This is a genomic window from Neisseria sp. P0021.S005, from assembly GCF_051956955.1.
This window is the reverse complement of record NZ_JBQCWY010000044.1, coordinates 1-14,788: the sequence shown is the minus strand read 5'-3', so window position 1 is coordinate 14,788 and position 14,788 is coordinate 1. Positions and strand designations below refer to the sequence as shown.

The 14,788-nt window shown below is 49.8% G+C and carries 19 protein-coding genes; 11 read left to right on the top strand and 8 right to left on the bottom strand.

What is annotated here, in order from left to right; genetic code table 11:
* The coding region (locus ACTHUE_RS04625) for a tRNA dihydrouridine synthase (RefSeq protein ID WP_440423061.1) at positions 1–899 on the top strand (899 nt) is incomplete at its 5' end.
* Positions 900–940: 41 nt separating this feature from the next.
* Here the strand turns inward: ACTHUE_RS04625 and ACTHUE_RS04620 are convergent.
* From ACTHUE_RS04620 to ACTHUE_RS04610, 3 genes are all read right to left on the bottom strand, one after another.
* Positions 941–1,666 (bottom strand): hypothetical protein, encoded by a 726-nt coding sequence (locus ACTHUE_RS04620; RefSeq protein ID WP_049336534.1) that lies wholly within the window; start codon positions 1,664–1,666, stop codon positions 941–943.
* Between the two features lie 158 nt (positions 1,667–1,824).
* Positions 1,825–2,298: an iron-sulfur cluster repair protein DnrN gene (gene dnrN, locus ACTHUE_RS04615; protein WP_049336533.1), complete on the bottom strand. Its 474-nt coding sequence runs from the start codon at positions 2,296–2,298 to the stop codon at positions 1,825–1,827.
* A 181-nt stretch (positions 2,299–2,479) separates the two neighbouring features.
* Positions 2,480–3,412, bottom strand: a complete 933-nt coding sequence (locus ACTHUE_RS04610; RefSeq protein ID WP_049336531.1) for an AEC family transporter — start codon at positions 3,410–3,412, stop codon at positions 2,480–2,482.
* 178 nt (positions 3,413–3,590) lie between these two features.
* On the opposite strand from ACTHUE_RS04610, the gene ACTHUE_RS04605 reads away from it, so the two are divergent.
* The gene (locus tag ACTHUE_RS04605) at positions 3,591–4,346 is read left to right on the top strand and encodes a GNAT family N-acetyltransferase (RefSeq protein ID WP_004519852.1); all 756 of its coding nucleotides are present in this window, start codon (positions 3,591–3,593) and stop codon (positions 4,344–4,346) included.
* A gap of 56 nt (positions 4,347–4,402) precedes the next feature.
* Positions 4,403–5,152 (top strand): lysophospholipid acyltransferase family protein, encoded by a 750-nt coding sequence (locus ACTHUE_RS04600; RefSeq protein WP_004519853.1) that lies wholly within the window; start codon positions 4,403–4,405, stop codon positions 5,150–5,152.
* A gap of 52 nt (positions 5,153–5,204) precedes the next feature.
* Here ACTHUE_RS04600 and gloA read toward each other — a convergent pair whose 3' ends face one another.
* A complete protein-coding gene (gene gloA / locus ACTHUE_RS04595) occupies positions 5,205–5,618 on the bottom strand; it encodes a lactoylglutathione lyase (RefSeq protein WP_003685011.1) in 414 nt (137 codons plus the stop codon).
* Between the two features lie 205 nt (positions 5,619–5,823).
* Here gloA and ACTHUE_RS04590 point away from each other — a divergent pair, with 205 nt between their 5' ends.
* Positions 5,824–6,924 carry a hypothetical protein gene (locus tag ACTHUE_RS04590; protein ID WP_003685151.1) on the top strand — a complete coding sequence of 367 codons (1,101 nt, stop codon included), beginning with the start codon at positions 5,824–5,826 and terminating at the stop codon, positions 6,922–6,924.
* 86 nt (positions 6,925–7,010) lie between these two features.
* Positions 7,011–7,475 (top strand): low molecular weight protein-tyrosine-phosphatase, encoded by a 465-nt coding sequence (locus tag ACTHUE_RS04585; protein WP_049344703.1) that lies wholly within the window; start codon positions 7,011–7,013, stop codon positions 7,473–7,475.
* 94 nt (positions 7,476–7,569) lie between these two features.
* Here the strand turns inward: ACTHUE_RS04585 and metW are convergent, their stop codons facing one another.
* Together metW and metX are read right to left on the bottom strand one after the other, a co-directional pair.
* On the bottom strand, positions 7,570–8,151 hold the full coding sequence (metW, locus tag ACTHUE_RS04580; RefSeq protein WP_049329691.1) for a methionine biosynthesis protein MetW: 582 nt from the start codon (positions 8,149–8,151) through the stop codon (positions 7,570–7,572).
* Entirely contained in the window at positions 8,148–9,287 is a 1,140-nt protein-coding gene (gene metX, locus ACTHUE_RS04575; protein ID WP_049336341.1) for a homoserine O-succinyltransferase MetX, read from the bottom strand. Before metX ends, metW begins: the two co-directional genes overlap by 4 nt.
* Before the next feature lie 116 nt (positions 9,288–9,403).
* On the opposite strand from metX, the gene ACTHUE_RS04570 reads away from it, so the two are divergent.
* A complete protein-coding gene (locus ACTHUE_RS04570) occupies positions 9,404–9,604 on the top strand; it encodes a protein MIGRI (protein WP_003682450.1) in 201 nt (66 codons plus the stop codon).
* A 68-nt stretch (positions 9,605–9,672) separates the two neighbouring features.
* Here the strand turns inward: ACTHUE_RS04570 and nadE are convergent, their stop codons facing one another.
* Positions 9,673–10,461, bottom strand: a complete 789-nt coding sequence (nadE, locus tag ACTHUE_RS04565) for an NAD(+) synthase (protein WP_049336338.1) — start codon at positions 10,459–10,461, stop codon at positions 9,673–9,675.
* A gap of 102 nt (positions 10,462–10,563) precedes the next feature.
* Between nadE and ACTHUE_RS04560 the strand changes: the two genes are divergently transcribed.
* From ACTHUE_RS04560 to efp, 3 genes are read left to right on the top strand one after another with little or no spacing between them, the layout of a single operon-like run.
* Complete coding sequence (locus ACTHUE_RS04560; RefSeq protein WP_004519862.1) at positions 10,564–10,842, top strand: hypothetical protein; 279 nt, start codon at positions 10,564–10,566, stop codon at positions 10,840–10,842.
* Positions 10,843–10,873: 31 nt separating this feature from the next.
* Positions 10,874–12,031 carry an elongation factor P maturation arginine rhamnosyltransferase EarP gene (earP, locus tag ACTHUE_RS04555; RefSeq protein ID WP_049336336.1) on the top strand — a complete coding sequence of 386 codons (1,158 nt, stop codon included), beginning with the start codon at positions 10,874–10,876 and terminating at the stop codon, positions 12,029–12,031.
* Between the two features lie 42 nt (positions 12,032–12,073).
* Positions 12,074–12,634, top strand: coding sequence for an elongation factor P (efp, locus tag ACTHUE_RS04550; RefSeq protein ID WP_002213793.1), 561 nt, complete (start codon positions 12,074–12,076; stop codon positions 12,632–12,634).
* A gap of 59 nt (positions 12,635–12,693) precedes the next feature.
* On the opposite strand, the gene ACTHUE_RS04545 is transcribed toward efp, so the two are convergent.
* Positions 12,694–13,293 (bottom strand): MlaC/ttg2D family ABC transporter substrate-binding protein, encoded by a 600-nt coding sequence (locus tag ACTHUE_RS04545; protein WP_039862173.1) that lies wholly within the window; start codon positions 13,291–13,293, stop codon positions 12,694–12,696.
* Positions 13,294–13,458: 165 nt separating this feature from the next.
* On the opposite strand from ACTHUE_RS04545, the gene ACTHUE_RS04540 reads away from it, so the two are divergent.
* The gene (locus tag ACTHUE_RS04540; protein ID WP_004519865.1) at positions 13,459–13,674 is read left to right on the top strand and encodes a tautomerase family protein; all 216 of its coding nucleotides are present in this window, start codon (positions 13,459–13,461) and stop codon (positions 13,672–13,674) included.
* 84 nt (positions 13,675–13,758) lie between these two features.
* Positions 13,759–14,788 (top strand): pyridoxal phosphate-dependent aminotransferase (locus tag ACTHUE_RS04535; protein WP_440423059.1); only part of this gene is annotated, 1,030 nt, incomplete at its 3' end.

Genomic DNA, 14,788 nt, shown 5'->3' with positions numbered 1-14,788 from the left:
TTGGCGGATTTGACGAATGCGTCAGCGAATTTGTCCGCATTACGCACACGGTCCACTCACGCGCCACTTGGCTTAAATATGTTCCCGAAATCGCCCATGCCAACCGCACGCCGGCCGGCACGCCCTGCACTGTCCAACTTTTGGGCAGCGATGCGGAAAACATGGCCGTCAATGCTTTGGAAGCCGTGCGTTTCGGTGCGAACAAAATCGACCTCAACTTCGGCTGCCCCGCGCCGACGGTCAACAAACACAAAGGCGGTGCAGTCTTGCTCAAAGAGCCAGACTTGATTTACCACATCGTCCACACCCTGCGCCAACGCCTGCCGCAACACATTCCGCTGACTGCCAAGATGCGGCTTGGTTATGAAGACAAAAGTCTGGCATTGGAATGCGCCTCCGCGATTGAAAACGGCGGCGCATGCGCGTTAACCGTCCATGCGCGCACCAAAGTCGAAGGCTACGAACCGCCGGCACATTGGGAATGGGTGCGCAAAATCCGTGATGCAGTCAGTATTCCCGTTACCGCCAACGGCGATGTGTTCAGCCTTCAAGACTATCTCGACATTAAAACCGTCAGCGGCTGCGACAGCGTGATGCTCGGGCGCGGCGCGGTTATCCGTCCCGACTTGGCGCGGCAAATCAAGCAATATGAAAACGGCGAAACAGTCAAAGACACCGACTTTGCCGAAGTCTCCTCATGGATAGTCCAGTTCTTCGACTTATGCCTTGCCAAAGAGGCCAACAACAAATATCCGGTTGCCCGTTTGAAACAATGGCTGGGCATGATGAAAAAAGAGTTTGAACAGGCGCAGATATTGTTTGACCGTATCCGCGCCGTCAAAGAAGCGGACGAAGTAAAACAGATTCTGCTGTCGTTTGAACAAGAGATGCATTCATGATTTTAAAAGGCCGTCTGAATTTCAGACGGCCTTTAATATGATTACTGACAGATATAATCAGCCAACAGTCTGCCTTTTTCCGCACTGGCTGCATTGGCCATATTCACATGCCTGGTCTCAGGGCCATTCTTGGATTTCAGGGCTTCGCCATATTTTTTGGCAAACTCTTTATTGGCACTGGTCACTCTTGACTCAGTGGCATCCAATATAAACCCGTCTTGCTCATATTTGCCTTGCGCAGTAATAATCAAGATATTTTCAGGTGAAGGATAATCCGGGAAATTAACATAGTTGGTAACCAGCTTGTAGGAAACGCCTTTGCCGTGTTTCATATCCTGACAGATGCCGTTAGGCGCGGTAAAGACTGCATGGCCGATACGGCCGTGGCCGAAATCGTAAAAATCGATTCTCTTCGCAGAAGCCAATTGTTTTTTATCGTTGCCGTCATTGATATTTAATGACTTGCCGTTTACCAAAAACAGGGTTGGCAACAAGGGGCTGCCATGAGAGGCTTCCAAATTATATGCTTCGCCCAACAGCTTGCCCTGACGATACACAGTCAAGACAGGCTTTTTCAGACCATTTTCCGGATTGCCGGTTTTCTTAAAAGAAATCTTCTGAACCACATTGCCAAATTCATAATAAGGCCGCGACTGCACGCCTGTTTTCGTATCCTGCAAGGCGCTCCAGCTGCCGTCCGTCGTTTGGGCGCACGCAGTCAGAGCAACAAACAGAATACCCGATAGTAAAACTTTAGAATGTTTCATTCATAAACTCCTTCTCAAGTAAACAAAAGAACGGATGTGTGCCTTTACTGCTTATTTTTGTTTCTTTGTTAAAATTTTAGAACCATTGCACTAAATTAGCAAGGGATTAAACAACAGGCCGTCTGAACATTCAGACGGCCTTGATTAAGCTCAAATTTTTAAGAAGCCAAAACGCGGGAGAACAAAATCTCATTTTCCAAATGGATATGGTCTTTCAAATCATCCACCATCTCTTTGGCCAAAGTGTACAAACGGGTCCAGCTGCCGCAAGCGCCTTCGGGAAGCTCAAAATTGTAGGTCAATTCTTCCAGACGCGCGATGGCTTGATCGTGTTCTTCATGCTCGTGCATCATTACGCTGATGGGCATTGCCGCGCCGCGACCCACGCCCTGATTAATCATTGGGAACAACATGCGCTCCTCTTTCATCATGTGCATCAACAGCTCGTTTTGCATATAGGCCAACAAATCAGGAACTTCGGCAGGGAAAGTATCAGCATGAACCTGCGCCACTTTTTGCGCCAGCGGAACCAACTCTTCAAACTGGGCGCGGTGGACATTGTGGTAACGCTGCAAAATATGGTCAATGGTGGAATTGAAAGGTGCGGTTTCCCAAACGGTAAAGTCGGTCATGGCTGTGTTCCTTTAAAGATTGATATTGGATGAATGTTAGACATAAGGATACACGCTGCAAACGGCTTTGTATAGTTTTTTAATTGCTTAATTAATTGATAATAAAAGTTATTTTCAAATTAAAATACCAAACAGGCCGTCTGAAACATAAAGTCAAAGTTTCAGACGGCCTGCCCTTTTCTTAAATAATCCAACGATATAAGGCAATCATTACCGGCATGGTTACCACGCAAAGCAAGGTCGTCAACCCATAAATCGCACTGGCTTTTTGGGCATTTTTGCCGTAAACAACCGCCATTTGGGTAACTGTCGAAGCGGCAGGCGAAGTCGTTGCCAAAAAGCTGATTAACACAACCGTATCCGCATGCGCATCATGATGGGCAAAACCGCAGGCTTTGACGGCGAAAAGCAATAATACCGGAATCAAAATCAGCCTTAAAAAAGCAACGAGATAAAGCCTCGGTGTCCACACAATCGAACGCAACGGCAAAGAGGCCAGCAGCATGCCCGCCACCAACATGGCAACCGGGCCAATCATACTGCCCACCGTCGCCAAAGTATTATCGACAATGTGCGGCAGCTTGATTTGAAAGGCAAACATCAGCAGCCCGACCAACATGGATAAGATGTTGATATTGGTAAAAATGGTTTTCCAAGCCACATTGCCTCGACCGCAAATCAACAGGCGCAGATGCGTCCAAAACAAAAACGTCTGCACCAAGATAAAACCAGTGGTGTAAATCACCCATTCCGGCCCAAAGACCGACATTACCAAAGGGATAATCAGGTTGCCCGAATTGCTGTACACCGTCGCCGCGTGTTCGAGCGCATCGAGTTTGAACAAGTGTTTAAACAACCTGCCTAAAACAATCAATACCACATGGAAAAACACCGCCAACATGACGGAAAGCTTCAGCCCTTCGATAATCTGCGGCGTATTGTCCATCTGAAAGGCATGAATCATGACAGACGGGCTGATCAAGTAAAGCGCGATGACCGAGAGCGTATAGCTGTTTTCCGATTTCAACAGCCCTGCCTTCACTAAGGCCACGCCCATCAAAACAATCAGCGTCAGCTCGGTAATTTTTCCGGCAAGCAGAAAAGAGGTTTCCATAACAAAAAAAGCGGCAAAAACGTTGATTTTACGCTTCTACCGCTTGGCATGCCAAATTCAGACGGCCTGAAGCCTTTTTCCAACAACCCGACATAATTTGCCCTACCGCAAAGCAAATCAATATAAATCTGTCCGTATATCCGCTATAATCAGCCATTTTCTTCAAACAGGAAACATCATGTCCCCCAGCCGTTTCAATCAAACGGGCCCCAAAATCGGCCTGAGCGTACGCCTTGCAGAAACCCAAGCTGAAATCGAAGCCGCCCAAAGATTGCGCTATCAGGTTTTTGCCCAAGAGTTAGGTGCGGAAATCGAAAGCGATGACGGCCGCGATGTCGATCCTTATGATGAACATTGCCACCACCTGCTCGCCTTTGACGATGCAACCGGCGAGGTAATCGGCTGCTACCGCCTGATTACCGAAGAAACCGCAAAAAAAGTCGGTGGCTGGTACAGCGAGCATGAATTTGATCTTGAGCCTTTGAAAGACATCCTGCCGCAAACCGTCGAACTCGGCCGCGCCTGTACCCACCCGGACTACCGCAACGGCGGCTTGGTCATGCTGTTGTGGACCGGTTTGGTCAAATTCATGAAAGACGAAAACCTGCGCTTTATGATTGGTTGCGGCAGTATCGAAATGCGTGACGGCGGCAACGATGCGGCCGGCCTGTATCATGCTTTGAAAGACAAATACCTCGCTCCGGCACAATGGTGTGTCAAACCGCTCAACCCGCTCAAATGGGACAGCATCACGCCGTCTGAAAATCCGCCTGTACCTGCCCTGATCAAAGGCTATCTCAAAGCAGGCGCGTGGTTCTGCGGCGAGCCTTGCGTCGATGAAGCGTTCAACTGCGCGGATGTGCTGATCATGATGGACATCAACCACCTTTCCGACCGCTACTTGCAGCGTTTTGCCCCTAAAGCCGATTCATAATAAAAGGCCGTCTGAAACTTCAGACGGCCTGCCTAATCTTTATAAAAACACACACAATGACCGCCAAAATCCGTTTTATCTTCCGTCTTCTCTGCATTGCCGGCTGCCTTTTATACGGCATGGCCGAAATGTTTTTTCTGTTTCCCTTTTACAGCAGCAAACGCAAACTGCGCGCGATCCAATTATGGTCGCTGCGCGTGCTCGCTTCCTGCGGCATGAAACTGCAAACTTTCGGCACGCCGCCGCAAGAAGATCGCGGTCAGCTGATTATCAGCAACCATATTTCATGGTTGGACATTATGGCGGTCAACGGTGCTTTCCCCGGCCGTTTTGTGGCTAAAGACGATGTGGCCAAATGGCCTGTGGTCGGTTATCTTGCCACACAGGCTCAAACGGTTTACGTCTCGCGCAACCGCGGCATCAAAGGCAATTCTGCCAAAATCGCCGGCGTAACCGAAGCGCTGAAAAACGGCGATACCGTCACCATTTTTCCCGAAGGCACCAGTACCGAAGGCCGTGAAATCCTGCCGTTCAAACCGAGCTTTTTTCAGACGGCCTATGATGCAGGCGTACCGATTATTCCGGCACTCTGCCGCTATCCGAATCCAGACGGCAGCAGCCCCAATCCGCACACTGCCTACTACGGCGACATCAGCCTCTGGCAATCTATCTGCATGGTCATCAGCCAGCCTTCCAACACGGTCGAACTGCATTTCCTCGATCCGATTGAAGCAGGAGAAGACCGCTACGCTACTGCGCTTCAAGTACACGCCCTGTTGAGCGAAAAGCAAAAACAGTTGGGTTGATCAAAAAAAGGCCGTCTGAATGTTCAGACGGCCTTTTCCATTATCTTATGCCTTAAGATGAATATTGAACCGAATCGCTACCGCTTTTCTTTTGAATAAATTCAATTTTGTAGCCATCTGGATCTTCAACAAACGCAATCACAGTCGTGCCGTGTTTCATCGGGCCGGCTTCGCGTACCACTTTACCTCCCATTTCTTTGACACGCTCGCACGCCGCGTAAGCATCATCGACTTCAATCGCGATATGGCCATAAGCATCGCCCAAATCGTAAGACTCGGTATCCCAGTTGTGGGTCAGTTCCAAAACAGTATGGTCCGCTTCATCGCCATAACCGACAAAAGCCAAAGTAAAACGGCCTTCGGGATAATCGCGGCGGCGCAGCAGTTGCATGTTCAATACGTTTTGATAGAAATCCAAAGAGCGTTCGAGATTGCCGACACGCAGCATAGTATGAAGCAAGCGCATGATTTTGTTCCTTTCTGAATTATGTTTGGTCATGGATTATAACACATCGGGCATTTACCCTCCCCAACTTAGAAAATGCTGATACTTAAACCTTGTGAAAATGAAGCGTATCCCTATCGCCAGTTGAATTTAATTTATTAACAAGCACACCGACTGACTAAATTGCTATAATCGCCACACTTACAACACAACACTTCAAACCGTCATGAAAACCTTTGTTCTTCCAGATACCCGCCCTTATCCGCAGAGCCCTATCAAAAACTACCTTCTGCTCAATGCCTATCAGCTGGCGCACAACTCCTCCTCCGCATCGCGCAAGCTTTCGGCCGGCCAACTGCAAACCGAAATCCGCACCATGCTCAGCCAAAACCATTACATCAACCTTTCATTGGCAATGACCATGGCGCCCGATGTCGGCACTTACACCAGCCTGATTCAAAGCGTAGGCGAAGTCCTGAAGGCAGAAAACGATAACGAAGCCCAATGGTTTGCCCTGCCTGTCGTTTTGGTCGCCGGTTGCAAAAAAGAACAAACCCTGCCGCTTACGCTGCCTACCGAAGCACTCTTCGCCTGCCTGCAAAACTACCCCAACCTGCGTACCCTCACGCAAAACACGCAATGGCTGCCTTACCTCGTCCAATCTACCGACTTGAGCAGCGTTACCCCGGGCGAGTGGTTCCAAGCCAAGCAAAACGATGAAGCGGCAGGCGCATTCCTGCAAAAATTCGAATACAAACCATTGACGCTGCCCGAAGGTCAATCCGTCCATGTTGTTTACGCGCTGGGCTACGGCAATAAAGACATTCAGACTGCCTTGGGCCTTAACCTGCAACAGGCAGGCCTGCCATTGATGCAGGTTTGGCAAGAGCATCTCGCCCTCGACGGCGTTACCCTCTTTACCAACCCGCTCTCGCCCAATACGCCGCTTGACGCGCTTACCGACGGCAGCCACACCCGCCAACGCATGGCCATGGACGTTTTTGCCACCAACGCCATCCGCGCCATCCGTATGCAAAGCCCGCGCGTCGGCGTTGTTGCCGCAGCGAAAGCGGACGGCAAGCTCCAGTTCAGCTTCAACGCGACAGACAGCGCGTTTGAAATCGTTCCGCAGACCTTCACTTGGGAGCTTGCATCAACCGACAATATCGCCATCGTTCAGCAAAACTTCCTCGACCTGATGGCCGAATGCCGAATCGAGCACCTCTACCTGCTGCACAACCCATTGGGCGAAAACGAGAACATCCCTACTTATGCCCAAGCGTTGAAACTAGAAGGCCATAATCCTTTCTTCAGCAATGTAAACTAAATTGAAAATGCAACACGCCAAGGCCGTCTGAAAACGGTTTAGCGTGTTGCATTGATTTTCAAACCTTACCGCTCATTTTCACGCATATGAAAACCCACAAAATCCTTTTCGTCTGCCTCGGCAACATCTGCCGCTCCCCTATGGCCGAATACGTCCTGCGCCACCGCGCCCGCAAAGCAGGCATGGGCAATGCCGTCATTACAGCCAGCGCAGGCACGTCAGGTTGGCACGACGGGGAAAACATGCACGAAGGCACGCGCCGTGTACTCAAACAACACGGCATCGACCCGTCAGGCTTTACCAGCAGCAAAATCAAACCCAGCGATGCCGAACATTTCGACTACATCATCGTGATGGACGACAACAACCTCAGAGAAACCGAAAAGCAGCTCGGCTTCCACCCCGGCAAAATCTTCAAACTGACCGACCTTATCCCCGATTCAGGTTACAACCACGTTCCTGATCCGTGGTACACGGGCGACTTTGACGAAACCTACCGTCTGGTCGATGCCGGCAGTTTTGCCTTGTTGGAAAAACTGAAACAGGCTTAAACCGACTTTAATAATAAAAGGCCGTCTGAACAGGTATTTGCAAAAGCCATGCTTTCGTGATTACCTGTTCAGACGGCCCTATTGATTACTGCAATCAACCTACACGATAAAACGCCAGGCTGCCCAATAAATTCGGCAGATGTTTAACCTGTCGGTTGCCCGTCATGACCGCACGCTCAAGCACGCGGATTTTGTTTTTGGCACACAGCAAATCAAAGTCTTTGAGGGTACACCAATGGATATTGGGCGTATCGTACCAATGATACGGCATCCGCTCGGAAACCGGCATATGGCCGCCAATGGCGATTTGAAAGCGGTTGCGCCAGTAGCCGAAGTTAGGGAAGCTGACAATAGCCTGCTTGGCCACGCGCATCAGGCAGCGCAGGATTTTTTCCGTGTTCTGCATCGCCTGAATGGTTTGGCTCAAGACAATCACATCAAAGCTTTGATCGCCAAAAGCCACCAAACCTTCTTCCAAATCGGCTTGAATGACGTTCACACCGCGGGATATGGCGGCAATCACGCTGTCGGTATCGATTTCAACACCGTAGCCGGTGCAATTTTTATGTTCCACCAACGCAGCCAACAGCTCGCCGTCGCCGCAGCCTAAATCGAGTACGCGGCTGCCTTCGGGTATCCAATCGTAAATGAGTTGCAAATCGTCGCGCAGATTCATTTTTGGCAGTCCTTGTAAACGTTGTTCATATAAGCGGCAACCGCGCGGATATAGGCTTCGTCTTCCATCAAGAACGCATCGTGGCCGTGATTGGATTTGACTTCAATGTACTGCACGGATTTTTGCGCGGCGATTAATGCCTTGACCAATTCATGCGAACGTTGCGGCGAAAAGCGCCAGTCGGTGCTGAAGCTGGCAACAAAAAACTTGGCCTGCACATTCTCCACAGCGCGCGTGAGGTTGTGGCCGTAATCGGCGGCCGGGTCGAAGTAGTCAAGCGCCTTGGTCATCAGCAGATAAGTGTTGGCATCAAAGCGGCCGACAAACTTGTCGCCTTGATAGCGAAGATAAGATTCCACTTCAAACTCAACGCCGTAACCATACTGATAACCGTCTGATTTTAAATCGCGGCCGAATTTTTTACCCAAGCCGTCTTCGGCAAGATAAGTGATGTGTCCCATCATGCGCGCGATACGCAAACCGCGTGAAGGAACGGTATGATGGCTGCGGTAATTGCCTTCGTGGAAATCGGGATCGGTCAAAATCGCCTGGCGGGCAACATCGTTAAACGCGATGTTTTGAGTGGAAAGTTTAGGCGCAGAAGCGATGACGAGCGCATGAGCAACGCGTTCAGGCAAAGAAATCGTCCATTGCAATGCCTGCATGCCGCCTAAGCTGCCGCCGACAATGGCCGCCCATTTTTGAATGCCGAGATAATCGGCAAGCATGGATTGGGACTTCACCCAGTCTTTGACGGTTACAACGGGGAAATCCGCGCCATATTCGCGACCGGTTTCAGGATTTTCGGATAAAGGGCCGGTACTGCCGTCGCAGCCGCCCAAGTTGTTCAAACCGACAACGAAAAAGCGTTCGGTATCGATAGGTTTGCCGGGGCCGACCATATTGTCCCACCAACCGGCGTATTTATCCTCCACGCTGTGCTTGCCGGCAACGTGATGATTGCCTGACAGGGCGTGGCAGATAAGAACGGCGTTGCTTTTGTCTGCGTTGAGCGTGCCGTAGGTTTCAATCATCAGGTCGAAACGAGGTAAGGTTTTGCCGTTTTCCAGAGCAAGCGGTGTGTCAAACGGGATTTTCTGGGGCGTTACAATGCCCACTGAGGCATTTGTTGTCATTTGTAATTTCCAAGTGAAGCGGCAAAAGGGGTATTATAACGTTTCGTCTTTGTTTTGTGCATGAGGCTTCAGACGGCCTGCCCTGATTAAAGGCAATATTTTTGGGAGAATGTGGAATGATAGGCAGGCTTTTGCGATTTTTTTTCTTTTGCGCCATAGCGGCATTGATTGTGAACCGTTTGTTCAGCCGTAAACAAAAGCGCACCATTCGTGAAATCGCCAAAATCAGCGCATGGGTATTGCTGGGCGCGGCGGCCGCTACGCTGTTTTGGTATCTGATGATGCTGTTTTTCAAGCATATTCCTAATTCTTATTGAAATAAAATATAAAAGGCCGTCTGAAAACCTTAATCCAACGTTTTCAGACGGCCTTTTGATGTCCAAATTTAAAACAGCTCTTCCGGAATCTTGCAAACCGGAATCGGGTTGACTTTGTGCTGCATGGCTTTGTGCAATCGGGTATAGATTGTCAAAACTTCGCGCTGTCTGCCTTCAAAATCTTCAGGCTTGTGGCTGTTGTACACGCTCATCGCCCATTCGAGTTCGGGATAAGATGCGCCCATTTGCTCTTCATCGGTACGCTCGATATCCCAAAGGCCGTCTGTCGGCACGGCTTTTTGAATGTCTTCCGATACGTCTAGCTCGGCTGCCAAAGCGTACACCTGAGTTTTGGTTAAATCGGCAATCGGGCTGATGTCCACGCCGCCGTCGCCGTATTTGGTGAAGAAACCGACGCCGAAATCTTCAATTTTGTTGCCCGTTCCCGCCACCAGCAAACCATGCAGCTGGCCGTAATAATAAAGCGTCGTCATGCGAAGGCGGCTGCGTGCATTGGCAAGTGCCAGCTGTTTGTTGGGAAATTCGGTTTCGCTGACATCAACGGTATCGGCAAACGTATCGAACGCCGGAGTCAAATCAACACTTTGCGCTTTTACGTTAGGATAACGCTTTTTCAGACGGCCCATGTGTTCTTGAGCGCGGTTGACTTGGTCAGATTTCTGACGAATCGGCATTTCCAACAACAAAACCGACAAACCGGTTTGCGCGGCAAGGGTGGAAACCACGGCAGAATCGATGCCGCCGGATATGCCGACGACAAAACCTTTGGCAAGCGCCTGCTCGGCGTAATCTTTGAGCCATTGAACAATATGGCGGATGATGGCTTGGGTTTGCATAGGGATAAATGTTCGCTTCAAATAAAACGAATGATAGCCTGATTTGCACTTGTCTGAAAGACGACAGGGTATAATACCCTTTTTATTTCTTGCACACACACCATGTCCAAACCCATCCTTCTGCGCTGGCTCGTCGTCTGCCTGATTCCGCTCGCCACCCTTTTGTGGTTTGCCCTCAACCCGCCCGAAGACAAAACGCAACACCTCATCAACGGCATCATCCTTGCCTGCGAAGCCACGTTCCTATTCAAGTTCGTCCTTTTTGACGTCATCAAACACCACCTCAAACAAGAGCCCGAATTGAAACGGCAAAGCATTTGGATGTTTATCCCGATTATTTTGCTGATTGTTTATTTATTCCACTATTTCGGCGCATTCTGATGTTTTCAGACGGCCTTGGGCATATTTTTCCATGAACACCACCCCACCTTATACCTGCTGGATTTTCTGCAACGTCATCGACAACTTCGGCGACATCGGCGTTTCATGGCGGCTGGCGCGTGTTTTGCAACGCGAACTCGGCTGGCAAGTGCATTTGTGGACAGACGACTTTCCGTCCCTTCAGGCACTCTGCCCTGACTTGGCCTCGATTCCCAATATCCATCAAGGCATCGGCATTCACGCTTGGCAAGCCGACTACGCCGAAGATACCGATACAGCCCCTACCCCCGACATTGTCATCGAAACCTTCGCCTGCGAACTGCCCGACAACGTTCAAACCATCATCCGCCAACACCAACCGCTTTGGCTCAACTGGGAATACCTCAGCGCGGAAGACAGCAACGAGAGGCTGCACTTAATGCCCTCGCCCCAGGCCGGCGGCATACAGAAATACTTTTGGTTTATGGGTTTCAGCGAAAAAAGCGGCGGCCTGCTGCGCGAACGCGATTACGCCGAATCGGCCGGATTTGATACGGAAGCCTTACGCCGACAACTCAAACTTCCCGCAAAAAACGCGTCCGAGTGGCTGCTTTTCGGCTATCAAAGCGATATTTGGGCAAAATGGCTGACTATGTGGCAACAGGCCGGCCAACCCATTACCCTGCTGCTTGCAGGTACACAAATCATCGCCAGTCTGAAAAACAGCGACCTAGTACCGCAAAATGCCCTGCTTGAAGACGGCGATGTGTATCAGAGCGAACACATTACCCTGATCAAAATCCCTTTTGTCCCCCAACAGGATTTCGACAAACTGCTCAACCTTGCCGACGGCGCTATCATACGCGGCGAAGACAGCTTTGTTCGCGCCCAGCTTGCCGGAAAGCCTTTCTTTTGGCACATCTATCCGCAAGAAGAAAATATCCATCTCGACAAACTGCACGCTTTTTGGGACAAAGCGCATCAGGTTTATCCGGATGTTGTCGCCACGGCACACCACCGCCTTTCCGACGAACTCAACAACGGTGATGCACTCAGCGACAGCCAGCGCCTGCAGGCATGGCAAACCCTGACTGCACACCAAAATGAATGGCGGCAAAGCGCGGCAAAATGGCGGGATGGACTTTTTGCTCAAAAAAGTGCCGTTGAAAAACTTGCCGCCTTTATTTCAAAGCACAAAAAAATACGCTAAAATAGCGCGTTTTATTACAACCGATTTGATTGGAAAACTACAATGAAAACAGCACAAGAACTGCGCGCCGGCAACGTATTCATGGTCGGCAACGATCCTATGGTCGTTCAAAAAACCGAATACATCAAAGGCGGCCGCTCTTCCGCCAAAGTCAGCATGAAACTGAAAAACCTGCTGACCGGTGCCGCTTCTGAAACCATTTACAAAGCCGACGACAAATTCGACGTCGTTATCCTGTCCCGCAAAAACTGTACTTACAGCTACTTTGCCGATCCTATGTACGTCTTCATGGACGAAGAATTCAACCAATACGAAATCGAAGCCGACAACATCGGCGACGCGTTGAAATTCATCGTTGACGGTATGGAAGACCAATGCGAAGTTACTTTCTACGAAGGCAACCCAATCTCCGTAGAATTGCCTACCATCATCGTTCGCGAAGTTGAATACACCGAGCCTGCCGTTAAAGGCGATACCTCCGGTAAAGTGATGAAAACCGCGCGTCTGGTCGGCGGCACTGAAATCCAAGTGATGTCTTATATCGAAAACGGTGACAAAATCGAAATCGATACCCGTACCGGCGAATTCCGCAAACGTGCTTAATCAGCCCGTAACACAAAAAGGCCGTCTGAATATTCAGACGGCCTTTTTATCAATCTACCTTATTGTTTCTTCAAGCCCTTGGCTGCAACAGTCGCAATCGTACCGTCAATGCCTTTGCTCTTAATCAGCTCGCCAAATTGGTTGCGGTATACCGTTACCAAGCTGGTACCGTCCACGCGGATATTGTAAATCTTATACGCACCGCCACTTTGGTAAAGCTGGTAGGCCACTTCATACTTGGTGCCTTTTTTGGTCTGAATTTCCGAGAAAACGTCAAACTTATTGCCGTTTGCCGTCATCTTCGGCAACAGGCGTACATTCGCATCCGCCGCACCAATCAGTGCAGAATGCGAGTACATCGCAATCACCATGTCTTTGAATGCACGGATAAAATCAGTTTTCTGTTTGGCAGAAAATTCACGCCATGGCGCGCCGACAGCCAAAGCCGAAATACGTTCATAATCCAAATAACGGTTGGCATACTGCTCAACCTGTTTCACACGTTGCGCTTCTGTCAAAGAAGTATTGCGTGCAATTTTCAGCACAGCATCAATATTCTGCTGCATCTGCTTTTGCGCAGGATGCGTTTCCGCCGCCACATAGGGCGCGGCAATCACCATCGGCGCGGCCACAATCAAAGTCTGAAGAAAACGGTTCATGACGATATCCATCCAAAATAAAACCGCATTTTAAAAACAATCTATTCCAAAAAACTTAATTCTTTGTAAAAGCAGTCATGAGCAATGAAAAATCCTGCAATCAAATTTCAGACGGCCTGATAAAAATAAGATAACATGTGAACACTATTTTAAAAGGAAAAAGCCATGCCCTACGTCAACATCAAAGTAACCGGCGGCAACGAAGCCCCGAGTGCGGAACAAAAAGCCGAATTAATTCGCGGCGTCACCGAATTACTCTCACGCGTTCTCAACAAAAATCCCGAGACGACCGTCGTCGTCATCGACGAAATCAATATGGACAACTGGGGCATAGGCGGTAAAAGCGTGACGGTTCGCCGTGCTGAAGCGCGCAATAAGTAAGCTTTGGACGTCTGAAGCTCTTTTAATTTACCCACAAAAAGAGTACATTTATCCCATTGTTAACAATTTTACGGAACACACATCATGGAGAAATTCCCTAAATCATCCAAACTGGATCACGTTTGCTACGATATTCGCGGCCCAGTTCACAAAAAAGCCCTGCAACTGGAAGAAGAAGGCAACAAAATCCTCAAGCTCAATATCGGCAATCCGGCTCCGTTTGGCTTTGAAGCGCCTGACGAAATTTTGGTTGACGTCATCCGCAACCTGCCGACTTCGCAAGGCTATTGCGACTCCAAAGGCCTTTACTCCGCACGCAAAGCCATCGTCCACTACTACCAAACCAAAGGACTGCTCGACGTTACCGTCAACGATGTTTACATCGGCAACGGCGTGTCCGAGCTGATCACCATGTCCATGCAGGCATTGCTCAACGACGGCGATGAAATCCTGATTCCCGCACCGGACTATCCTTTGTGGACCGCCGCCGCAACACTGGCAGGCGGTACCGTCCGCCATTATCTATGCGACGAAGAAAACAACTGGTTCCCCAACCTGGCCGATATGGAAGCCAAAATTACACCGAAAACCAAAGCCATAGTCATCATCAACCCCAACAACCCTACCGGCGCGGTGTACAGCAAAGAAATCCTGCTGGAAATCGCCGAACTGGCGCGTAAACACGGCCTGATTATTTTTGCCGACGAAATTTACGACAAAATCCTCTACGACGACGCCGTACACCACCATATCGCCGCACTTGCCCCCGACCTCCTGACCGTTACATTCAACGGTCTCTCGAAAGCCTACCGCGTTGCCGGATTCCGTCAAGGCTGGATGATACTCAACGGCCCGAAACATCATGCAAAAGGCTATATCGAAGGCTTGGACATGCTCTCGTCTATGCGCCTTTGTGCCACCACACCCATGCAGCACGCCATTCAGACGGCCTTGGGCGGATACCAAAGCATCAACGAATTCCTCCTCCCCGGCGGCCGCCTGCTCGAGCAACGCAACAAAGCATGGGAACTGGTCAACCAGATTCCGGGCATATCCTGCGTCAAACCCATGGGCGCATTGTATATGTTCCCCAAAATCGATACCGAAATGTACA